Below are 22006 nucleotides of genomic sequence, written 5' to 3'. Positions count from 1 at the left end.
TTCGCTTGATCTTGCAGGCGTCATCGTCATTCCGGTCGCGAGCCGCAAGCACGAAGGAGATGGCGGGATGCAATCGGTTGGGGCCCCGTTCGGGAAAAGCCTGTTCGTGCTGGGGGGCGCGCGGTCCGGCAAGAGCCGCCATGCGCAGGCAGTTGCCGAAGCGGCGGCGGATCAGGCCGGCGCTCGGCTCGTCTATGTCGCGACCGCGCAGGCGTTCGATGGCGAGATGGAAGATCGGATCATCCGGCATCGCGCGGATCGCGACGCGCGCTGGCAGACGGTCGAGGCACCGATCGCCCTCGCCGCGACGTTGGCGACGGAGGACGGTGGCGACGTGGTCATGCTCGTCGATTGCCTGACGCTGTGGGTGTCGAACCTGCTGCTCGCCGACGAGGCGATCGCGGCGCGAACGGATGATCTGGTGAAGGCGATCGCCGGGTTGAAGGGGCGTGTCATTCTCGTCTCGAACGAAGTCGGGCAGGGGATCGTCCCCGACAACGCGCTGGCCCGCCGCTTTCGCGACGCGGCAGGGCTGCTGCATCAGCGCATCGCCGCTCAAGTCGACTCCGTCGATATGGTCATGGCGGGTCTCGCACAGCGCTGGAAGGGAGCGCGCCCGGAATGATACCGCGAGCCGGAAGGACGCGAACGATCGTTTCCCATCCGTTCCAGTTGGCTTTTGTGTGGTAGGCGAGCATAGGATGACACGGCAGAAAACGGGGGCGTGATGCATAGCGAAGCGCAGACGATCGCACGGTTGAAATCCATGGCGTTTCTGATCGAAGAGGCGTTGCGGATTGCCGATGAAGGCGACAATGCCATGCTTGGTGCCAAGCTAAGCGACTGTATCGATTGCGTTCATGCGGCGCTGACAGAGCTCGATGACGGGGCGAACTCCGCCTCGGTTTCCGACACGAGCGCATCTCCACTGCAAACAGACCTGACGCCGCTGTCTATTTGACGTTGCCGGCCAGGACGGGCCGCAGCGCGATTTTCCACGGACCAGCGAGCCAGGCCATCGGGCGTAAAGGGTCTTGCGCGCGAACGTCATGCCCTAACTCCGCGGTTGAGGAGGATGCGTAGAGAACTGAAACTCGCGCGCGGAAGCCAGAAATCAAGAGTACATCGCAACTTAGATAAAACATTTGTTCGTTGGACTCGTATAATCTACCTAAATAGTTAGCCAGGCGTTTGCTGCTTTCAAAGCCCTGCGATCGTATTAATCCCCCTATATTTGCCGAGCGAACGAAATTAATTGAGTTTCGTTCGGTTCTCGCAACAAATATTGAAACAAAACCACCACGGGTATGTTAAAACGATTTATCGTCAGGCGATATTTTGGGCACTGACGGCCGAGAGATGCATGTGCTCCCGCCCCGATAATCGCGGGAGAACACTAATGGCCGGCTTGCCGAGCCCCTTGGCGCTGATGGTCCGAAAGCTGGAAACGCATGCCGTTCTGGACGCTGACGACCGCGCCGCATTGTTCGCGCTTCCCTACACGCTGAAAACGTTCGAGCCTTCTTCGTATCTGGTGCGAGAGGGAGATGCGCCCGAACAATGCGCGGTACTGTTGTCGGGGTTCGCCTATCGTCAGAAGCTGACCGGAGCAGGAATGCGACAGATCGTGTCGCTCCATATTCCGGGTGAAGCGCTGGATTTCCAGCATCTGTTTCTCGACGTTGCCGACCACAATGTTCAGACCCTGACGCGCGCGGAGGTCGCGACGATTCCACGCACCGCGCTGCGTGAACTGGCTCGCGAACGCGCGTCCATCGGCAACGCGATCTTCGTCAATACGCTGGTCGAGGGTTCGATCTTCCGCGAATGGATCCTCAACATCGGTCGACGCGATGCACGGTCACGGCTTGCGCACTTTCTCTGCGAATTCGCCATCCGGCTGGATATGCAGGGGCTTACGGGGGAGCACGGCTATGAATTGCCGATGAGCCAGGAACAGCTCGGTGACGCGCTCGGTCTGACGGCGGTTCACGTCAACCGGACGATCAAGTCGCTGGAAGCCGACGGGTTGATCAGCCGTAACCGCCGCCGCATCGGGTTTCCGCAATGGGATGCGCTGCGCGAACTAGCCGACTTCTCGAGCCGGTACCTGCATCTGGCGCAGCAGAAGAACTAGCGTGCGAGCTAGCCGTTGCGGGCGTGATCGAGCGAGTCGATGATCCGCCCGCCGGCCATGAAGACGGCAACCGGACATGCCGCGAACAACAGCCAGCCGCCATATCCCGGATAGAGATCGAGATAATGGCGGCCGCGTTCGACCGCGCCGAGACCGAGGCCGTAAATCACGAGAAAGGCCTCGAACTTCGTCTTGATGATGAAGAGGCGAGCAAATCGATTCCACATTCCCGCCGCCCAGCAAGATGCGTACCAACGGCGGAAACCGGCGTTTTCCGTGTCACGTAGGATGGTTAATTGTAAATTAACCCGACGGTGAGCGTTCAGAGTCGGGGGACGTGGACCACGCGGTCGTCTTTGTCGACGCGTAGTGTTCGCGCGCAATCTTCCGACAGAATTACACCGTCGCTCGTCTCCCGAACGCAACCGAACGCAGCGCGGAAGTTTGCGAGTTGGCCGGTTGCCACCAGTGATTGCGTTCCACCGTTGCCTTCGATCCCGACGATAGCGTCCTCACGCGCATCGGCGATCGACCGGACGCGGTCGGTGCGCGCGGTCATCGTCGGGCCGCCGTCGAAGATGTCGACATAGTTCTCGAACGCGAAGCCTTCGTTCTCCAGCATCCGCATCGCCGCGCGCCCCGAGGGATGCGGCAAGCCAATCGCGGCGCGCGCGGTCTCGGTGAGCATCGCGGTGTAGATCGGGTGCTTGGGCATCAGATCGGCGATGAACTGATGCCCGTTGATCGCATTGAACTGATCCGCGTCCTGGAAATTCATCCCGAAGAAGCGTCCTGCTAGACCATCCCAGAACGGCGATCCGCCGGCCTCGTCGATCACGCCGCGTAGCTCGGCGAGGATGCGGTCGGCGAAGCGGGCGCGGTGCATCTTTATGAAGAGGTAGCGGCTGCGGGCTAGCAACAGGCCAAGTCCCCCGGCACGCTCTCCAGGGTGCAGGAACAGCCCGCCGACTTCGCTGGCGCCTTCGAGATCGGTGGCGAGGGACAGCATGTCGGCGCGGAAGGTGCGGTTGAGTTCCTTGCTGTGCTGGGTCAGCTGGCCGATCCGGTAGCTGTAGAACGGGTAGCTTTGGCCGACCTGCGTGAAGATCTGACATGTGCCACGAACTTCGCGGGTCTCGATGTTCTCGAGGATCAGCACGAACAGCTCGTCTTGCAGCGGGCCGTCGGTGCGCGCGAAGGCCGCGTGACTGCGTTCGAGCTTGGCGGTGAGCGCGCGGCGATCGGGCGGCAGATTGGTGAAACCACCGCCGGTCAGCTTGGCCATCTCGTAGAGATGCTGAAGGTCGTCGTCGACCGCGGCCCGGATCCTGAAACTCACAAGCGGCCCTCCGCGATACGCAATATGGTGACTGCCGACAGCGCCGCGCGCTCGGCGAGACTGTCGGGGATCATGAACTCGTCGGTCGAATGTATCGCGCCACCGCGGACGCCCATCGTGTCGACCACCGGCACGCCGGCGGCGGCGATGTTGTTGCCGTCGCAGACGCCGCCGGTCGCTTTCCAGGCGATGTCGAGGCCAAGGTCCGCGCCGGATGCTTTGACGAGGTCGAACAGGCGCGCGGCGCCGTCGTCGATCGGTTTGGGGGGGCGGTTGAAGCTGCCATGGACCTCGATGCGCACGTCGTGCTCGGCGGCGACCATCGCGACCGCGGAGTCGATGTGCGACTGGGCGCGCGCGATATCGTCGAGCGTCGCGGGGCGAAAGTTGATACGGAGGATGGCGAGGTCGGGGACGACGTTGTTCGGGCCGCCGCCCTCGATACGCGCCGGGTTCACCGCGAGCCGGGGGCCGCGGACCTTCGATAGCCGTACTGCAATATCGGCGGCTGCAACGAGCGCGTTGCGACCGTCTTCGGGATTGCGGCCGGCATGCGCGCTGCGGCCATGGACGATAATCGAGAAGTTTCCCGTACCGCCGCGTGCGCCGGCGAGAGTCCCGTCGGCAAGCGCGGGTTCGTAGGTCAGCGCGGCCACCTTGCCGTGCGCGGCGCGGGCGAGCAACGCGGCAGACGAGAAGGAGCCGGTTTCTTCGTCGGAGTTGATGACGACATCGTAGCCGATCCGCGCAGCCAGGGGGCTGGCCTCGACCGCCCGGAGCGCGGCGAGCATCACCGCCAACCCGCCCTTCATGTCGGCGACGCCGGGACCGTTCAGACGGCCGTCGTCGAGCCATTGCAGCGATTGGAACGCGTGATCGACCGGATAGACGGTGTCCATATGGCCCGTGAACAGCATGCGAACCGGCGCATCGGGGCGCACGACGAGGTGCAGGTGCTTGCCGTGCTCGATCGCCGAAACCACGCCATCGGAACCGACGTTGTCGACCGGGGTCGACTCGACCAGCGCGATCTCGCCCGGCAGGACCGCGAACGCGTCGCCCAGCAATCCGGCCATCGTCGCCAGCCCGGCAAGGTTGCGCGTGCCGCTGTTGACGGCCGCCCACGCTTCGACCTGCGCCAACATCGGAACGGCGCCCGCAGTGTCGACGGCATCGCGCTCTATCGTTGAAAGTCCCCTCATCGCGCGACCCTAGCGAGGCCGGGCGCGCGTGGGAACAGCGTCAGAAGCTGTAGACCAGCGAGGCGCGGCTGGTGGTGTCGGTCGAGACCGAGCCGATCGGCGGCTCGCTTTCATACTGGACGCTGTACGACAGCGCTGCCGAAAGCGGGCCGATCAGCTTGGCGTTCAGCGAGGTCGTGCCGCTGAGCGTACTGTTGTAGCGCTGGACATAGGCCGACGCGACCTGGCTGACCGACAGGCCGCTGAGGATGCGGATACTGAAATTCGCGGTACCGCGTGCCGCGAGGCTGCTCTGCGTGGTGTCGTCGGTGAACTCGGTGTGCCGGTATGCCGGCCCGAGTTCGAGATCGAGCTTGGTGCCGGCGGTCTTGATAAGGCTGTAGCCGGCACCGACCGAGGTCGAATAGCGATTGAAATAACCGAGGAACCGATCGCCCTCATATTGCGCGACACCGTAGATATAGGCGCGGTCGTCGACCTTGTAGTTGGGTTCGTACGAGGCGAGGTAATGCTCGCGCGTCGTGATGTTCAGGTTGGACTGATAATCGGCCTGAGCATGGAATTTGTGACGCCAGCGAAGGCCCTCGCGGTTGAGGTCGAGCACGGCGGTGCCGCCGGCGGTGTCGGAATTGCCGGTCGTCAGATAGCCGCCGACTTCCGCCCTGCCGCTCCACAGATCAAGGAAACTGGCTTGGCGAATGACCTGCGTCCGTTGTTCGGCGCGGTCGGCCTTCCACTTCTCGGCGATCGCCAGCACCGCGTCGCCGCTGAGCGGATCGGCAGCTCGCGCGTATTTGGCGATCGTGTTGACGTCCGCCTCGTTACCCGCCTCCAGCGCCGCGTCGAGCATCGCGCGGATCGTCTCGGGGATCATCACCGATTGCGGATCGGGCGCGTTCGCCAGCAGCAATGGGGCGAGCAGGAGAGGGGCTAAGCGGCGCACAGCCGTTCCGTAACGGCAGGGTGACGGATTGGGAACTGCTCAGCGTGTCGAGGTTGCGCCGAGATGTGGCGCGAAGGCGGCGAGTACCTGTTCGTAGAGCGTCTTCTTGAACGGCACGATCAACCGCGGCAGGTCGGCGGGATCGCTCCAGCGCCATGCACGGAATTCTTCGTGGTCGGTGGCGATGTTCACGTCGGCGTCGGTGCCAAGGAACCGGTAGAGGAACCACCGCTGCGTCTGGCCGCGCCATTTGCCCTTCCACACTTTCCCCAGCAGTTCGGGGGGAAGGTCGTAGACGAACTCGCCGGGCGCTTCGGCGATCAGTTCGACCTTGTCGGGCATGACGCCGGTTTCTTCGCCGAGTTCGCGCAGCGCGGCGGCTTCGGCATCCTCGCCCGGATCGATCCCACCCTGCGGCATCTGCCACGCCTCCAGCGGCGAATCGTTGCGCTGGCCAACGAAGATCTTGCCGTCCGCGTTCACGAGCATGATGCCGGCGCAGGGACGGTAGGGCAGGGTCGAAACGTCGGTCAAAATAGTCTCCGCAACGTAGGGGCTTGGGGCTCGGGCAACTTGGGGGTCGGCAGGCGCGCTCCTACCTACGGAGCATGATCCATGTCGTCCACCATCCCGACTATGTCACCCCCGCGCCGGCGCGCTCGACCTATCGCTGGAACAAGAACGGGCTGATCCGCGACCTGCTGCTCGAAAAGGGCGATGCAGTCGCGTGGCACCGCGCCGAGACGACGCCGACTGCGTGGCTGGAGGCGGTGCATGATGAGGACTACGTCGCCGAGGTGCTCCGGGCGGACGTGCCGAAGGAGAAGGAGCGACGGATCGGGTTCCCGGTGACGGCGGCGGTGGCGTCGCGCGCGGCGATCGTGCCGCACGGGACGTGGCTCGCGGCGTGCCTTGCGCTGGAGCACGGGTTCGCGGCGAATACGGCGGGCGGGAGCCATCATGCGCTGGCGAACACCGGCGCGGGGTTCTGCGTGTTCAACGATCTCGCGGTGGCGGCGGCGCGGCTGATCGACGAGGCGCGGGTGGGGCGCGTGCTAGTCGTCGACTGCGATGTGCATCAGGGCGACGGGACCGCGGCGCTGCTCGCGGGGCGGCCGGAGATCGCGACCTATTCGATCCATGCGGAGAAGAACTTTCCGGCGCGGAAGGCGCGCTCGACGGTCGACGTGCCGTTGCCGGACAAGGTCGGCGATGAGGCGTATCTGGCGACGCTGGAGGCGACCCTGGTGCCGTTGCTCGATGAGTTTCGGCCTGAGCTGATCCTGTATCAGGCGGGCGTGGATCCATTCGAGGGTGATCGGCTCGGGCGGTTGGCGCTGACCCTGGATGGCTTGGCCCGGCGAGAACGGCTTGTCGCTAGCCTTGCGATTGCGCGCGGCGTGCCGCTCGCGAGCACGGTGGGCGGTGGTTACGGCGAGGATGCGCTCGCGATCGCCGAGCGGCACGTGGCGGCAATCATGACGCTGGGGGAAACTTTCGCAGCGGCGTGATGCTGGATCGCGGGTTGCTGCGTTGGGGATGCGATGACGACACCTGTTCTTCTCTGGCTGCGCCAGGACCTCCGCCTTCACGATCACCCCGCGCTGATCGCCGCCGCGCATGCCGGACCGGTGATCCCGGTCTACGTGCTTGACGACGACGCGCCGGGCAAATGGAAGATGGGCGGCGCTCAGCGGTGGTGGCTGCACCACACGCTCGACTCGTTTGCCAAGTCGCTGGCGGGCAAGGGATCGAAGCTGGTCTTGCGACGCGGCGATGCGGTCGAAGTGTTGACGACCCTGATGCAGGAGACCGGCGCCGAGCAGGTGCATGCGATCCGGCACTACGAGCCTTGGTGGCGCAAGGCTGAGGCGGCGCTTGGCGATAGGCTGTGCCTGCATGACGGCAACCATCTTGCCCGCGTCGAGGATGTGAAGACGGGATCGGGCGGGCAGTTCAAGGTGTATTCGTCGTTCTGGAAGGCGCTCAACCAGATGATGCCGCCGGGTGATCCCGAGCCTGCGCCGCGGACGATCCCCGCGCCGTCGAAATGGCCGAAGAGCGATACGCTAGCGGACTGGGACCTCCTGCCGACCAAGCCGGACTGGTCGACCGGATTCGGCGACTGGACGCCGGGCGAGGCGCAGGCGTTGAAGAACGCGAAGGCGATGGCACCGATCGTCGAGGCGTATGACGTCGATCGCAACATGCCGTCGATCGAGGGCACCTCGCGCCTGTCGCCGCACCTGCATTTCGGCGAGATCTCGCCGCGTGCAGTGTGGCACGCGGTCGATGGTCACGGCGATGCGACCACGTTTCGCAAGGAACTGGCGTGGCGCGATTTCACCGATGGCGTCGTGCTGACGATGCCGGATTACGGCGATACGAACGGTCGGCCCAAGTTCGACAAGCTGCCCTGGCGGTCTGGTAAGGAGGCCGAGGCGGACCTGAAGGCGTGGCAGGAGGGCGAGACCGGCTATCCGATCGTCGATGCGGGGATGCGTCAGCTCTGGGCGACCGGCTGGATGCACAACCGCGTGCGGATGATCACGGCGAGCTTCCTGGTGAAGCATTTGCTGATCGACTGGCGCGAGGGCGAGCGCTGGTTCTGGGACTGCCTCGTCGATGCGGATTACGGGAATAATTCGGTGAACTGGCAGTGGGTGGCGGGGACCGGGGTGGATTCGAACATGTTCGGGCGGATTATGGCGCCACTGACGCAGTCGGAGAAGTTCGATGCGGGGGATTATATTCGCGAATGGGTGCCGGAATTGGCGAAGGTGACCGGCGAAGCGATTCATGATCCTGACGAGTCCGGTTGTCGACCGAAGGCGTATCCAGCAAAGATCGTCGGCCACCGCGAAGGCCGCGAGCGGGCGCTCGAGGCTGGGCGGCACGCACGCTGAGTAGCGGCCACTATCGCACTTCGTCAGGATGACGGTTTGGGAGGGGTGAGCGGCTGGCCTCATGTTCGAGTGTTTGACGCCTGCCTCTTTCCTAGCCGCCGCCCGTGTTGCATGGAGCGCCGCGATGACTGCCGTTCCCGCTTTCGATGATGTGCCCGCCGCGCAAGGTTCCACGGTCGCGCGCCTCGTCGCGCCGGTGTTTCACCGTCTGCTCGACCGGATCGACGCGGGGCTGGAGAGCGGCGGCATAGACGCGCACTTGCCCGACGGCACGCGGCGGCTGATCGGCGGACGGGCTCCGGGGCCCTTGGCCGTCGTGACCTTGCACCGCTGGCGCGCGCTGGTGCGGTTGGCGACCGCGGGGTCGGTCGGCTGGTACGAAGGCTGGACGGCAGGCGATTGGTCGAGCCCCGATCCGGTGCCGCTGTTCGACCTGTTCATGCGGAACCGCCGCTCGCTCGGGAGTTCGGCACGGTCGGGCGGCGTGGTGCGGCTGGCGGCGCGGGCGTGGCACCGGATGCGGCGCAACGACCCGACTGGCTCGCGCAAGAACATCGCGGCGCATTACGATCTCGGCAACGACTTCTACGAGACGTGGCTCGATCCTAGCCTGACCTATTCGAGCGCGATCTTTGCCGAGCCGTTCGACGACGCCGAACCACATGAGGCGGCGCAGGCGACCAAGCTGCGTGCGATCCTCGACCGGACTGGGGCGCGGGCAGGCGACACTATCCTGGAGATCGGCTGCGGCTGGGGATCGTTCGCCGAGATGGCAGCGCGCGCGGGTGTCGGCGTTCATGCGCTGACGCTGTCGACGGAGCAGAAGCGGCAGGTCGACGACCGGATCAGCGCAGCGGGGCTCGACGGCGTGCGGGTGGCGCTGACCGATTACCGCGACGTCACCGGCACCTATGATGCGGTCGCGAGTATCGAGATGGTCGAGGCGGTCGGCGAGGAATATTGGCCGGTCTATCTCGACGCGATCGCGCGCGCGTTGAAGCCGGGCGGGCGAGCGGCGTTGCAGTATATCTCAATCGACGATGCGATCTTCGATTCCTATTCGCGGAGTGTCGACTTCATCCAGCGCTACGTGTTTCCGGGCGGGATGCTGTTGTCGGAGCCTCGGTTTCGCGCGCTTGCGGAGGCGTGGGGGCTCGCGTGGGAGGACCGGCGCGGGTTCGGACTGCACTATGCCGAGACGTTGCGACGGTGGCGGGTTGCGTTCGATGCCGCGGTCGCGGAAGGGCGGTTGCCGGCGCGGTTCGATGCGCGGTTCGTGGCGTTGTGGCGCTACTATCTGATGTATTGCGAGGGCGGGTTTCTCGGCGGCGGGATCGACGTCGCGCAGGTTACGCTGGTGAAGCGGTAGTGTTTTCCTGCGAACGCAGGAATTCAGGGTAACAGGCGGTGGCGGTTGTGATTCTGGGCTCCTGCTTGCGCAGGAGAACGGTTAGCCGACCCGCTCGAAGTGACCGGCTTCGAAGCCTTCGATCGCCAAAGCTACGATGCGGTCGGCCACGACAGTCGGTTCCTTGACCGAGTTCGGATCTTCGCCCGGATAAGCGCGCGCGCGCATCTTCGTCCGCGTCGCGCCGGGATCGACGATTGCGGTGCGGATGGCGCTAATCTCCGCCATCTCGTCACCGTATGCGCCAAGCAGTGTCTCGAATGCAGCCTTCGAAGCGCCGTAGAGGCCCCAATACGCGCGAGGCTTGCGGCCGACGCTGGAGGTCACGCCGATCACTCTGGCCGACTTGGCCTTCTTCAGCATCGTGTCGAACGCGGCGATCATGGCCGCCTGCGCGCTGACGTTGAGCGTCAGAACTTGCGCCATTTCCTTCGGATCGATCGCCGGGACCGACGACAGCGAGCCCAGCATGCCAGCGTTAAGCACCAAAATGTCGAGCGCATCCCAGCGGTTGCCGATTGCCGTCGCCAGCCGCGCGATGGCTTCGCTCTCGGCCAGATCGAGCGGGGCGATCGTCGCCGAACCACCAGCGGCGTGGATCGTCGCCTCGACCTCCTCGAGACCACCGGGCGTGCGCGCCGTCAGGACGACGTGCGCGCCCTTTGCTGCCAGCGCGATCGCCGTCGCAGCGCCGATGCCGCGGCTGGCACCGGTGACCAGCGCCAGCCGGCCTTCGAGAGGCTTGTCCGTCATATAGGCTCCGCGAGTATCAGATGACGCGTTCGGCGAGCATCGCGAACTGATCGACTTCCGAGCCTTCGTCATGGTCGGTCAGCGTCGTCGGGTAGTCGCCGGTGAAACACGCATCGCAATATTTCGGACGAACATCCGCGCGCTTCGCCTCGCCGAGTGCCTTGTAGAGGCCGTCGATCGAGATGAAGTTGAGGCTGTCGGCATGGATGAACCCGGTCATGCCACCGAGATCGAGCTTGGCGGCGAGCAGCTTCTCGCGCTCCGGCGTGTCGACGCCGTAGAAGCACGAATGCCGCGTCGGCGGGCTGGCAATCCGCATATGCACTTCGGCCGCGCCGGCCTCGCGCATCATCTCGACGATCTTCAGCGACGTCGTGCCGCGGACGATCGAATCGTCGACGAGGATGACGCGCTTGCCCTTGATCAGCGCACGGTTGGCGTTGTGCTTGAGCTTCACGCCGAGGTGGCGGACCTTGTCGCCCGGCGAGATGAACGTGCGCCCGACATAGTGCGAGCGGATGATGCCGAGCTCGAACGGGATGCCCGATTGCTGCGCATAGCCGATCGCTGCCGGCGTGCCCGAATCGGGGACCGGGATGACGAGGTCGGCATCGACCGGCGATTCGATCGCGAGCTGCGCGCCGATCGCTTTGCGGACCGAATAGATCGAGTGATCGTCGACGATCGAATCGGGGCGCGAGAAATACACCCACTCGAAGATGCACGGCCGCGCTGCCATCGGCGCGAACGGGCGGATCGAGCGGATCTCGGAGCCCTGGACGATGACCAGCTCGCCCGGCTCGATCGCGCGGACGAAGGTCGCGCCGACGACGTCGAGCGCGACCGTCTCGGAGGCGAAGATCACCGCATCGCCCAGCTTGCCCATCACTAGGGGGCGAATACCGAGCGGATCGCGGCAGGCGATCATGCCCTCGGGCGTCATCACGATCAGCGAATACGCGCCTTCGATCTGCTTCAACGCATCGATGAAGCGATCGAGCAACGTCCGGTAGTTCGAGGTCGCGACGAGGTGGATGATCGTCTCGGTATCGCTGGTCGACTGGAAGATCGAACCGCGGCGGACGAGCTCGCGACGCAGCCGCATCGCGTTCGAGATGTTGCCGTTATGCGCGATCGCGAAGCCGCCGGTCGACAGCTCGGCATAGAGCGGCTGGACGTTGCGCAGCGCGGTCTCGCCGGTCGTCGAATAGCGGACATGCCCGCAGGCGACGGTGCCCGGCAGCGACCGGATCACGTCGTCGCGGTCGAAGTTGCCGGCGACGTGACCCATCGCGCGGTGCGTGTGGAAATGCGCGCCGTCGAAGGTCGTGATGCCGGCGGCTTCCTGACCGCGGTGCTGCAGCGCGTGCAGCCCCAGGGCTACGAGCGCGGCTGCGCCATCGGTGGCGGAGACGCCGAACACCCCGCATTCTTCGCGGAGTTTGTCGTCATCGAAAGGATTGGTCGTCAGCATGCCGGATCTCACGTCGTGCGGAAGCCGCCCTATACGAGCGGTTCGCGGGCTTGTCGCCTGTTTGTAATAACATTGCGTGCTGCTGGTCGCATCGGGCCGGGTTTCGGGTATATCCGGGCCATGACACACAGCCGCGACACGGGCCTGACGCTCGATCCGAAATTCGATTCCGCCGGGCTCCTGACCGCGGTGGTCACCGATCGCGTATCGGGCGACGTGCTGATGGTCGCGCATATGAATGCCGAGGCACTGGCGGAGACGCAGGCGACCGGCGAGGCGCATTTCTGGTCGCGGAGCCGCGAAAAGCTCTGGAAGAAAGGCGAGACGTCGGGGAACGTGCTGCGTGTCGCCGAACTGCGGATCGATTGCGACCAGGATGCGGTATGGGTGATCGTCGATGCGGCAGGGCCGGCATGCCATACCGGTGAGCGCACCTGCTTCTTCCGGCGGATCGAAGGGGGCAAGCTGGTGCCGGCCGAATGAAGCGGGTGTTGTTGCTCGCGCTCATGCTCGGGGGGTGTGGGCGCGAGCCGACGACTGCTGTGGCGGACAGCGCGGGGGCTCGGCTCGAAGCTGCGGCGGAGACTGCGGGAATCGTACCTGACCCGAACGCGCCGCTGCAAGGATCGTGGGCGCGCGATACGGACCGCGTCTGTGTCGTCGGTACAGAGAAGATCGCGCGGGTCGGCGTCAGCGTCGACTATGGCGAGGACCAGGCGTGCGCGGCGTCGGGGACCGTCGAGCGGTCGGGCGATGCGCTGAAACTCGCGTTCGGCATCTGCAAGTTCGACGCGCGCTTCGACGGCGATCGGATCGTGTTTCCCGCCGAAGTCCCCGAAGCCTGCGAGTCGCTCTGCACCGGCCGTGCCTCGCTCGCGGCGCTGACCGTCGACCGCCAGAGCGAATCGCGATCGGAGGCTGCGACGCTACGGTCGACGAAGGGAAAGTTGCTGTGCGGGAATTGACGTTGACGTAAACGAGAGTTATTTCTCCGGGGATGGCGACACAAGCATCCCCTCGATTGCAGGCGACCCCGCAGTCCTACGCGGTGATCGAGCCGCGGCATGATCGCGAGAGCTTCACGATCTCCGACCTCTCCGCCGAGTTCGACGTCACCGCGCGGGCGTTGCGGTTCTACGAGGACGAGGGCCTGATCGCGCCCGAGCGTCGCGGCACGCAGCGCATCTATTCGCACCGCGACCGCGCGCGTCTCGCCTGGATCCTGCGCGGCAAGCGCGTCGGGTTCAGCCTCGGCGAAATCCGCGAGATGATCGACCTCTACGATCTCGGCGATGGTCGGCGTGCGCAGCGCCAGGTCGTGATCGAGCGCAGCCAGGCGCGGATCGCGCTGCTGACCGCACAGAAGCGCGACATCGATCTCGCCATCGACGAACTCACTAGTTTCGTGGCCCTCCTCCAAGTGAGCCGCGCCCAGGACAACCAAGGATAAACCATGCCTCAGTATACGCCCCCCGTCCGCGACACGCGTTTCGTCCTCGAGCATGTCGTCGGCCTCGATCGCTATAATAATCTCCCCGGCTTCGATGCGGCCTCGCCCGACGTCGTCGACGCGGTGCTCGAAGAAGGCGGCAAGTTCGTCGCCGAAGTGTTGTTCCCGCTCAACCTGTCGGGCGACCAGCAGGGTTGCACGCGGCACGAGGACGGCTCGGTGACGACGCCGGACGGCTTCAAGGAAGCGTATAAGCAGTATGTCGAGAGCGGCTGGGCGACGCTTGGCAACCAGCCGGAATATGGCGGGCAGGGTATGCCGCACGTCGTGTCGACCGCGTTCCAGGAATACATGATCTCGTCGAACATGGCGTTCGCGATGTATCCAGGGCTCACGCACGGCGCGATCGCCGCGCTGATCGCAAAGGGTTCGGACGCGCAGAAGGCGATGTACGTGCCGAAGATGGTGTCGGGCGAATGGGGCGGGACGATGAACCTGACCGAGCCGCAGTGCGGCACCGATCTGGGCCTGATCCGCACCAAGGCCGAGCCGCAGGCGGATGGCTCGTACGCGATCACCGGTACGAAGATCTTCATTTCGTCAGGCGAGCATGACCTGACCGAGAACATCATCCACCTCGTGCTGGCCAAGACGCCGGGCGCGCCGGACAGCTCGAAGGGCATTTCGCTGTTCGTAGTGCCGAAGTTCCTGGTGAACGAAGACGGTTCGCTCGGTGCGCGCAATGGCGTCACCTGTGGGTCGATCGAGCACAAGATGGGCATCCACGCGAATTCGACCTGCGTGATGAACTATGATTCGGCGACTGGCTGGCTGGTCGGCGAGGAGATGAAGGGCCTCGCCGCGATGTTCATCATGATGAACGCCGCGCGTCTCGGCGTCGGCCTCCAGGGTCTCGGTGTGGCGGAAGTCGCCTACCAGAACGCCGTCCAGTATGCGCAGGATCGTCGCCAGGGCCGTGCGCTGACCGGGCCGAAGGAGCCGCAGGAGAAGGCCGACACGCTGTTCGTCCATCCCGACATCCGCCGCATGCTGATGGAGGGCAAGTCGCTGACCGAGGGCCTGAGGGCGCTGATCCTGTGGACCGCGCTTCAGGCCGATCTCGAGCATCATGCCGAGACCGAGGAAGAGCGTCAGCTGGCAGGCGACATCATCAGCCTGCTGACCCCGGTCATCAAGGGCTATGGCACCGACATGGGCTATGCGATCGCGACCAACGCGCAGCAGGTTTACGGCGGCCATGGCTATATCGCCGAGTGGGGCATGGAGCAGTATGTCCGCGATGCGCGGATCGCGATGATCTACGAGGGCACCAACGGCGTGCAGGCGATGGATCTGGTCGGGCGCAAGCTCGCGCAGAATGGCGGGCGCGGGATCCAGGCGTTCTTCAAGCTGGTGGCCGACGACGTCGCGGCGGCGAAGGGCGAGCAGGCGACGGCGACGTTTGCCGAGGCGCTGGAGAAGGCCAACGGCCAGCTTCAGGCGGCGACGATGTGGTTCATGGCGAACGGCATGAAGAACCCCGAGAACGTCGGCGCGGGTGCGGTCAGCTACATGCACCTGATGGGCATCGTCGCGGTCGGCACGATGTGGCTGCGGATGGCGGTCGCTGCGACCAAGCTGAAGGCGGCGGGCGAGGGCGAGGCTGCGTTCCTCGACGCCAAGCTGGTGACCGCGCGCTTCTACGCCGAGCGGATCCTGCCGGATGCGGGTGCGCTGCGCCGGAAGATCGAGGGTGGTGCGGAGTCGCTGATGGCGCTGCCGCCCGAGATGTTCATGGCCGCCTGATTGGATGGGGGCGGATTGTCGGAGCGGTCCGCCGCCTATCCCGAATAAGCACTACCAAACCCACCCGTTCGTCCCGAGTAGCGATCGAGCTTGTAGAGAGCGCGTATCGAAGGACATGACCGGGCGGTGATTGTACCTCGATATGAGCTCCCGATACGCCCTGCGGGCTACTCGGTCTCTACTCGGCACGAACGGGGCTTAGCGGCTATTTGAGCCCAGCGGTGGCTGGCGTCTGCGCAACCGTAGTCATAGGAGGCGAAGTGGTTGCGGTGGGCTTGCGCCGTACGCCGTTCAGTTCGGCCGTCGCGGGAACCGAGCCCGGCGGGGCAACAACCGGTACCGGCACCGCAGTCAACGTCGCCTGGACCTTCACGCACTGAGCTGGGTCGGTGCGCTTGAACTGGCGGCAGTTCCAGAGCGACTTCTCGTAGCCGCTGGCCCGATCCCGCAGATAACTGAAACTGAGCGCCGCCGTCTGTGCCGGGGCCAACGGGAGCGATGTCGCTGCCTTGCTGCCGTCGGTCCATGCCATGTACCGGCAGAACAGCTTGTCCCCGCACGCCTGCGCCGCGAGCGCAGTAAGTCCGTCGGCGGTCCGGCCTCGGGGCAGAGCCACGAGGATCGTATCGCCATCGACTGGCTCCGCGGGAGCAGGTGTCGTCTCGGTAACCGGTCCAAACCCCATCGCGATCGAGGCTTCCGCCAGCGCCGCATCCGCCTCAGCCAACGCAGCGTCGGTCTTGTGCGCGTCCGACAGCTCGGCGAGCTGCGCGATCACGGGCTCGACGGTCTCCGGGTGACGCCCGAACGCCGGCGGCGTGCCCCACCAGCCCGACCAGCGGAAGAACAGATGCGTGTTCACCGCGGTGATCTTGTCGAGGCTCGACTGCCAGTACGGCACCACCCAGTCGGTATGGTAATGCGTGGCATAGCCGACCTGCTTGAACACCGCCCCGGACAACGACGCCGCAGCCACTTCGCGCGCGCGGCGCCAAGCGTCGTCGGTCGGATGCCAGCGAGTTAGCGCACCGTCGCAGCTGAAGCTGAACTGGCAGCCGGTCGAACGGTCCTGCCCCTCGAACACGACCCCGCATACGGTCTTCGGGAAGGCCGGGTGGCGCAGACGGTTGAGCACGACCTGCGCGACCGCGCGCTCGCCAAGCGTGTCGTCGCCCGCTTCGTAGAGGATCCCCGCCGCCATGCAGTCCGTCGCGCGCGCCAGATCCTCCGGCCCGCCGGCAAAGCGGAACGGCCGCGCCGCCGGGTTGGGATCGGTCGAGAACGGCACGGTCGCGTTGAACGCACGCGCGTCTTCGGGGCTGAGATCGACGAACTTGACGGGCTCGACCTCAGGCACTTCGGCTTGCGGCACGACCCGGCCCACGGGCAGCTTCACCCGCTTCGAGGCGTGGACGATCGTGGGCGGGTTGGCGACGACCAGCGCAGGCCCGACGATCGCCAGCGCGGAGATGCCGACGAGAGTGGCGCGCAGCACCGTCGTGCCGCGCGCAGAAAGCTCTGTTGTCACTGTTCGGGCAGGAAGTCCGGGACCGACAGATAGCGCTCGCCGGTATCGTAGTTGAACCCGAGAACCCGAACGTTGTCAGGCAGATCGGGCAGCTTCTGAAGGATCGCTGCGAGCGTCGCGCCCGAGCTGATACCGACCAGCATGCCCTCTTCGGTCGCCGATCGACGCGCCATATCCTTGGCCACCGCAGCGTCGACCTCGATCACGCCGTCGAGCGCCTGCGTGTGCAGATTGACCGGGATGAACCCAGCGCCAATGCCCTGGATCGGGTGCGGGCCGGGCTGGCCGCCGGCGATCACCGGCGAGGCGGCGGGCTCGACCGCGTAGACCTTGAGCGACGGCCATTCCTTCTTCAGCGCCTCGGCGACGCCGGTGATGTGGCCGCCGGTGCCGACGCCGGTGATTATCACGTCGATCGGCGTTTCGCGGAAGTCGGCGAGGATTTCCTGTGCGGTCGTAGCGACATGCACGGCGATGTTCGCAGGATTTTCGAACTGCTGCGGCATCCATGAGCCGGGCGTCTGCTCGACTAGTTCCTTCGCGCGCTCGATCGCGCCCTTCATGCCCTTCTCGCGCGGGGTCAGGTCGAACGTCGCGCCATAGGCCAGCATCAGGCGGCGGCGTTCGATCGACATGCTCTCGGGCATGACGAGGACGATCTTGTACCCCTTTACCGCGGCGACCAGCGCCAAGCCGATGCCGGTGTTGCCGCTGGTCGGCTCGATGATCGTGCCCCCGGGCTGGAGGTGGCCGTCCTTCTCGGCAGCCTCGATCATCGCGAGCGCGATGCGGTCCTTGATCGAGCCGCCGGGGTTCGAGCGCTCGGACTTCACCCAGACTTCGGATTCGGGGAACAGCTTCGACAGGCGGACGTGCGGCGTGTTGCCGATCGTATCGAGGATCGAGTTGGCCTTCATGGCTTGGCTTCTCCGTGTTCGGGTTCGGTCTCTAGGATCTCTGGGGGATCAAAGGTTTTCGCGCGGCCTAGTTCCGGGAACAGTCGCGCCCAGCCGATCGTGATCGCAATAGCACCGACGCCGCCGAACACCACTGAGCCGACCGGGCCGAGCAGCGACGCCATCACGCCGCTCTCGAATTCGCCCAGTTCGTTCGAGGCCGAGATGGTGAGCTGCGACACCGCGCTGACGCGGCCGCGCATCGCGTCTGGCGTATGCAGCTGGATCAGCGACTGGCGGACATAGACGGAGATCATGTCCGCGCCGCCCGCGACGATCAGCGCGACGAGGCTGAGGACGAAGGCGGGCTGGACGGGGATGCCGCCGATCGTGCCGGGCGCGATGCCGAGCAGGTTTACGATCGGCGTGGCGATGCCGAAGGTGAGGATCGCGAGGCCGAACACGACGACGGCGATCAGCATCTTGACGCCGACATTGGTGCTCATCGGGCGGAACGAGAACCAGATCGCGGTCACTGCCGCGCCGATGCCCATGCCCGCCGCGAGAACGCCGAGCCCCTGCGAGCCGACGTGGAGGATATCGCGCGAATAGACCGGCAGCAGCGACGTCGCGCCGGCGAGGAGTACCGCGAACAGGTCGAGCGTGATCGTCGCCAGGACCAGACGGTTGCGACGGACATAGGTGAAGCCCTCGATGATGCGGGCGAGCGGGCGGTGGTCGGTCTGCGCCGCGGGCTGCGGCACCGGGCCGATCAGGAACATGAAGAGGAGCGCGACGACGAACAGGATCGTCGCGACGCCGTAGGCGACCTCCGGGTGGATCGCGTAGAGGAGGCCACCGACGCTGGGGCCCGCGATCGTGCCGACCTGCCAAGCGATTGAACTGATCGCGATCGCGGTCGGGAGGACGGCGCGGGGGACGAGGTTGGGGGCGAGTGCTGAGTAGGCCGGGCCCGAGAAGGCACGCGCCACGCCGAACGCAACGGCGGCGACGAACAGCACACCGAGCGTGAGGTGGCCCGTCCAGGTCAGCAACCACAACGTCGCGGCGGTGAGCACTAACAGCGTCGTCGTACCCCGCACGATCCACCGCCGGTCGAAGCTGTCCGCGACTAGGCCGGTGATCGGGGTCAGCAGGAACAGCGGCACGAACTGCGCGAACCCGATCATCCCGAGCATGAAGGCGGCCTGGCGGATGTCCATCGTCTCGCGGGCGATGTTGTAGACCTGCCACCCGATCACGATCGACATCGCGCTGACGGCAATCGTGCCGGTGAAGCGGGACAGCCAATAGGCGCGGAAATTGGCGATCCGTAAGGGATGCTGGTGTGGGTCTGCGGTGGAGTCCATTGCGATTGGCTTTAGGCGTGGGCGAACGGGAAGGGCAACCGGAGCTTTGCTTGGGCTGAGGATAGTGAAGTGGCGGAACCGTCGCCTCCGTACGCCGTCATCCTGACGAAAGTCAGGATCCAGAGCCCAGAAGGGCCGCATCTGGGTATCCTGGATCCTGACTTTCGTCAGGATGACGGGAGAGAGAACCGACATACCCCAGACGGGAATTGATGTTCCGCCCCGTCCGCGCCTATAGGCTCCCTCAACTCCCCTACGGAAAACGAGGTTTCCCACATCGTGGCCAAGACCCCCCCACCAGCACGCGCAATCGCCGAACCGCCGATTACGAACCGCGAACGACCGGCCGAACCAAAGCCGTACGAGGCGTCGAAGGACGAACTGCTCGAAATGTATCGGCAGATGCTGCTGATCCGCCGTTTTGAGGAAAAAGCGGGCCAGCTCTATGGCTTGGGCCTGATCGGTGGCTTCTGCCATCTCTACATTGGCCAGGAAGCGGTCGCTGTCGGCCTGCAGTCCGCGCTCAACGGCGAAACCGATTCGGTGATCACCGGCTACCGCGATCATGGCCATATGCTTGCCTACGGGATCGACCCCAAGGTGATCATGGCCGAGTTGACCGGACGCAATTCGGGGATCTCGAAGGGCAAGGGCGGGTCGATGCACATGTTCTCGACCGAGCATAAGTTCTACGGCGGCCACGGCATCGTCGGTGCGCAGGTGTCGCTCGGCACCGGCCTCGCGTTCAAGCATAAATACTCGAACGACGGCGGCATCTGCATGGCCTATTTCGGCGATGGCGCCGCAAACCAGGGCCAGGTGTACGAGAGCTTCAACATGGCCGAGCTGTGGAAGCTCCCGATCATCTTCGTGATCGAGAACAACCAGTACGCGATGGGCACCAGCGTCAATCGCGCCTCCGCCGAGGACCAGCTGTATCGCCGCGGCGAGAGCTTCCGCATTCCCGGTATCCAAGTCGACGGCATGGACGTGCTGGCCTGCCGCGGTGCCGCCGAGGAAGCGCTGGCGTGGGTCCGCGCGGGCAAGGGCCCGGTCATCCTCGAGATGAAGACCTATCGTTACCGCGGCCACTCGATGTCCGATCCGGCCAAATACCGTACGCGTGACGAAGTCCAGGCGGTCCGCGACAAGTCGGATCCGATCGATCACATGAAGAAGCTGCTCGACGCGCAGGGCGTGACCGAGGCGGACCTCAAGTCCCTTGAACAGGAAATCAGGAAAATCGTGAACGAAGCCGCCGATTTCGCCGAGCAGACCCCGGAGCCGGATCCCGCCGAGCTCTACACCGACGTTCTGGTGGAGAAGTACTGATGGCGATCGAGATCAAGATGCCCGCGCTCTCCCCGACGATGGAAGAGGGCACGCTGGCCAAGTGGCTCGTCAAGGAAGGCGACAGCGTCAAGTCCGGCGACATCCTCGCCGAGATCGAGACCGACAAGGCGACGATGGAGTTCGAGGCGATCGACGAAGGCACGATCGGCTCGATCGCCGTCGCCGAGGGTACCGACAACGTGAAGGTTGGCACCGTCATCGCGACGATCCTCGAAGAGGGCGAGAGCGCGAGCGACGCCAAGCCGACCGAGGCACGCTCCGGCGATGCGGCCAACGCCGCGCCGAAGGAAGCGCCGTCGGACGACAAGGCACCGCCGGTGCCCGAAGGTGCCTCGCCCGCCAAGGCCGAGAGCGGCACGCAGCAGCTCGTCGCGTCGGCGGAGAAGGTCGGTATCTCCGACCCGGCGATTCCCGAGGGCACCGAGATGGTCAAGACGACCGTCCGCGAAGCCCTGCGCGATGCGATGGCCGAGGAAATGCGCGAGGACGACCGCGTCTTCGTGATGGGCGAGGAAGTCGCGCAGTATCAGGGTGCGTACAAGGTAACCCAGGGCCTGCTCGACGAGTTCGGCGACCGTCGCGTCATCGACACGCCGATCACCGAATACGGCTTTGCCGGCATCGGCGCAGGCGCAGCGATGGGGGGCCTCCGCCCGATCGTCGAGTTCATGACCTTCAACTTCGCGTTGCAGGCGATCGACCACATCATCAATTCGGCGGCCAAGACCAACTACATGTCGGGTGGCCAGATGCGCTGCCCGATCGTGTTCCGTGGTCCGAACGGCGCGGCGTCGCGCGTGGGTGCACAGCATTCGCACAACTTCGCGGCATGGTATGCGAGTGTCCCCGGCCTGATCGTGATCGCGCCGTATGACGCGGCGGACGCGAAGGGCCTGCTCAAGGCCGCGATCCGCACCGAGGATCCGGTCGTGTTCCTCGAGAACGAGCTGATGTACGGCCGCAGCTTCGACGTCCCCAAGCTCGACAACCACGTCCTGCCGATCGGCAAGGCGCGGATCGTCCGCGAGGGCAAGGACGTGACGATCGTCAGCTACTCGATCGGCGTCGGCATTTCGCTCGAAGCCGCCGAGAAGCTCGCCGAAGAGGGCATCGACGCGGAGGTCATCGACCTCCGCACGCTGCGCCCGCTCGACACCGAGACGGTCCTGAAGAGCCTCGCCAAGACCAACCGCATGATCATCGTCGAGGAGAATTGGGCAACCTGCTCGATCGCTTCGGAGATCGTGTCGGTGGTGATGGAACACGGCTTCGACGACCTCGACGCGCCGGTGTTGCGCGTGACCAACGAAGACGTGCCGATGCCCTACGCGGCAAACCTCGAAAAGCTGATGTTGGTCGATGTCGCGAAGGTCGTGAAGGCGGTGAAGAAGGTCACGTACAAGAAGTGATCGGATGGTGCAGTCGCTGCCTTGCGCGGCGA

General features: G+C 65.1%; 22 protein-coding genes. 12 read left to right on the top strand and 10 right to left on the bottom strand.

The features are described from left to right. Positions 1-67: 67 nt before the first annotated feature. From cobU to IFR23_RS08925, 3 genes are all read left to right on the top strand, one after another. Positions 68-625 (top strand): bifunctional adenosylcobinamide kinase/adenosylcobinamide-phosphate guanylyltransferase, encoded by a 558-nt coding sequence (gene cobU, locus IFR23_RS08935; RefSeq protein ID WP_192975562.1) that lies wholly within the window; start codon positions 68-70, stop codon positions 623-625. Between the two features lie 102 nt (positions 626-727). Further along, positions 728-961, top strand: coding sequence for a hypothetical protein (locus tag IFR23_RS08930; RefSeq protein WP_192975561.1), 234 nt, complete (start codon positions 728-730; stop codon positions 959-961). A gap of 294 nt (positions 962-1255) precedes the next feature. Continuing rightward, positions 1256-2137, top strand: coding sequence for a Crp/Fnr family transcriptional regulator (locus tag IFR23_RS08925; protein ID WP_244655540.1), 882 nt, complete (start codon positions 1256-1258; stop codon positions 2135-2137). A gap of 8 nt (positions 2138-2145) precedes the next feature. Here the strand turns inward: IFR23_RS08925 and IFR23_RS08920 are convergent, their stop codons facing one another. From IFR23_RS08920 to IFR23_RS08900, 5 genes are all read right to left on the bottom strand, one after another. Continuing rightward, positions 2146-2364: a hypothetical protein gene (locus IFR23_RS08920; protein ID WP_192975560.1), complete on the bottom strand. Its 219-nt coding sequence runs from the start codon at positions 2362-2364 to the stop codon at positions 2146-2148. Positions 2365-2459: 95 nt separating this feature from the next. Continuing rightward, positions 2460-3476, bottom strand: coding sequence for an arginine N-succinyltransferase (locus IFR23_RS08915; RefSeq protein ID WP_192975559.1), 1017 nt, complete (start codon positions 3474-3476; stop codon positions 2460-2462). After that, positions 3473-4678, bottom strand: a complete 1206-nt coding sequence (locus IFR23_RS08910) for a hydrolase (protein ID WP_192975558.1) — start codon at positions 4676-4678, stop codon at positions 3473-3475. The genes IFR23_RS08915 and IFR23_RS08910 overlap by 4 nt, the downstream gene beginning before the upstream one ends. A 40-nt stretch (positions 4679-4718) precedes the next feature. Beyond that, a complete protein-coding gene (locus IFR23_RS08905; protein WP_342344909.1) occupies positions 4719-5621 on the bottom strand; it encodes a DUF481 domain-containing protein in 903 nt (300 codons plus the stop codon). 39 nt (positions 5622-5660) lie between these two features. Then, positions 5661-6155 (bottom strand): RNA pyrophosphohydrolase, encoded by a 495-nt coding sequence (locus tag IFR23_RS08900; RefSeq protein WP_192975557.1) that lies wholly within the window; start codon positions 6153-6155, stop codon positions 5661-5663. Between the two features lie 74 nt (positions 6156-6229). Between IFR23_RS08900 and IFR23_RS08895 the strand changes: the two genes are divergently transcribed. The 3 genes from IFR23_RS08895 to IFR23_RS08885 all read left to right on the top strand — a co-directional run bounded on the left by IFR23_RS08895 (position 6230) and on the right by IFR23_RS08885 (position 9896). Beyond that, positions 6230-7132 (top strand): histone deacetylase family protein, encoded by a 903-nt coding sequence (locus IFR23_RS08895; protein WP_192975556.1) that lies wholly within the window; start codon positions 6230-6232, stop codon positions 7130-7132. A gap of 33 nt (positions 7133-7165) precedes the next feature. Beyond that, positions 7166-8527: a cryptochrome/photolyase family protein gene (locus IFR23_RS08890; protein ID WP_192975555.1), complete on the top strand. Its 1362-nt coding sequence runs from the start codon at positions 7166-7168 to the stop codon at positions 8525-8527. A gap of 124 nt (positions 8528-8651) precedes the next feature. Then, on the top strand, positions 8652-9896 hold the full coding sequence (locus tag IFR23_RS08885) for an SAM-dependent methyltransferase (protein WP_192975554.1): 1245 nt from the start codon (positions 8652-8654) through the stop codon (positions 9894-9896). Positions 9897-9977: 81 nt separating this feature from the next. Here IFR23_RS08885 and IFR23_RS08880 read toward each other — a convergent pair whose 3' ends face one another. Together IFR23_RS08880 and purF are read right to left on the bottom strand one after the other, a co-directional pair. Continuing rightward, a complete protein-coding gene (locus IFR23_RS08880; RefSeq protein WP_192975553.1) occupies positions 9978-10688 on the bottom strand; it encodes an SDR family NAD(P)-dependent oxidoreductase in 711 nt (236 codons plus the stop codon). Positions 10689-10704: 16 nt separating this feature from the next. Next, positions 10705-12162 (bottom strand): amidophosphoribosyltransferase, encoded by a 1458-nt coding sequence (purF, locus tag IFR23_RS08875; RefSeq protein ID WP_192975552.1) that lies wholly within the window; start codon positions 12160-12162, stop codon positions 10705-10707. 120 nt (positions 12163-12282) lie between these two features. On the opposite strand from purF, the gene hisI reads away from it, so the two are divergent. The 4 genes from hisI to IFR23_RS08855 are packed head-to-tail and all read left to right on the top strand — an operon-like array spanning position 12283 to position 15418. Further along, positions 12283-12645 (top strand): phosphoribosyl-AMP cyclohydrolase, encoded by a 363-nt coding sequence (hisI, locus tag IFR23_RS08870; RefSeq protein ID WP_192144636.1) that lies wholly within the window; start codon positions 12283-12285, stop codon positions 12643-12645. Further along, entirely contained in the window at positions 12642-13127 is a 486-nt protein-coding gene (locus IFR23_RS08865; protein ID WP_192975551.1) for a hypothetical protein, read from the top strand. The genes hisI and IFR23_RS08865 overlap by 4 nt, the downstream gene beginning before the upstream one ends. A gap of 32 nt (positions 13128-13159) precedes the next feature. Then, positions 13160-13612, top strand: coding sequence for a MerR family transcriptional regulator (locus tag IFR23_RS08860; RefSeq protein WP_192975550.1), 453 nt, complete (start codon positions 13160-13162; stop codon positions 13610-13612). A 3-nt stretch (positions 13613-13615) separates the two neighbouring features. Next, complete coding sequence (locus IFR23_RS08855; protein ID WP_192975549.1) at positions 13616-15418, top strand: acyl-CoA dehydrogenase C-terminal domain-containing protein; 1803 nt, start codon at positions 13616-13618, stop codon at positions 15416-15418. Between the two features lie 205 nt (positions 15419-15623). Here IFR23_RS08855 and IFR23_RS08850 read toward each other — a convergent pair whose 3' ends face one another. The 3 genes from IFR23_RS08850 to IFR23_RS08840 are packed head-to-tail and all read right to left on the bottom strand — an operon-like array spanning position 15624 to position 19212. Beyond that, positions 15624-16946 carry a cell wall hydrolase gene (locus IFR23_RS08850; RefSeq protein ID WP_342344907.1) on the bottom strand — a complete coding sequence of 441 codons (1323 nt, stop codon included), beginning with the start codon at positions 16944-16946 and terminating at the stop codon, positions 15624-15626. Next, on the bottom strand, positions 16943-17863 hold the full coding sequence (gene cysK, locus IFR23_RS08845) for a cysteine synthase A (RefSeq protein ID WP_192975548.1): 921 nt from the start codon (positions 17861-17863) through the stop codon (positions 16943-16945). Before cysK ends, IFR23_RS08850 begins: the two co-directional genes overlap by 4 nt. Further along, the gene (locus tag IFR23_RS08840; RefSeq protein ID WP_192975547.1) at positions 17860-19212 is read right to left on the bottom strand and encodes an MFS transporter; all 1353 of its coding nucleotides are present in this window, start codon (positions 19210-19212) and stop codon (positions 17860-17862) included. Before IFR23_RS08840 ends, cysK begins: the two co-directional genes overlap by 4 nt. A gap of 279 nt (positions 19213-19491) precedes the next feature. Here IFR23_RS08840 and pdhA point away from each other — a divergent pair, with 279 nt between their 5' ends. Together pdhA and IFR23_RS08830 are read left to right on the top strand one after the other, a co-directional pair. After that, the gene (gene pdhA / locus IFR23_RS08835) at positions 19492-20544 is read left to right on the top strand and encodes a pyruvate dehydrogenase (acetyl-transferring) E1 component subunit alpha (RefSeq protein WP_056481968.1); all 1053 of its coding nucleotides are present in this window, start codon (positions 19492-19494) and stop codon (positions 20542-20544) included. Next, positions 20544-21974, top strand: a complete 1431-nt coding sequence (locus tag IFR23_RS08830; protein WP_192975546.1) for a pyruvate dehydrogenase complex E1 component subunit beta — start codon at positions 20544-20546, stop codon at positions 21972-21974. Before pdhA ends, IFR23_RS08830 begins: the two co-directional genes overlap by 1 nt. The last annotated feature ends 32 nt before the right edge of the window (positions 21975-22006 follow it).

The sequence above is a fragment of the Sphingomonas sp. CFBP 13603 genome (assembly GCF_014892665.1).
Classification (GTDB): Bacteria; Pseudomonadota; Alphaproteobacteria; order Sphingomonadales; family Sphingomonadaceae; genus Sphingomonas.
The sequence above is the reverse complement of the archived record's forward strand: the minus strand, read 5'-3'. Positions and strand labels throughout refer to the sequence as shown.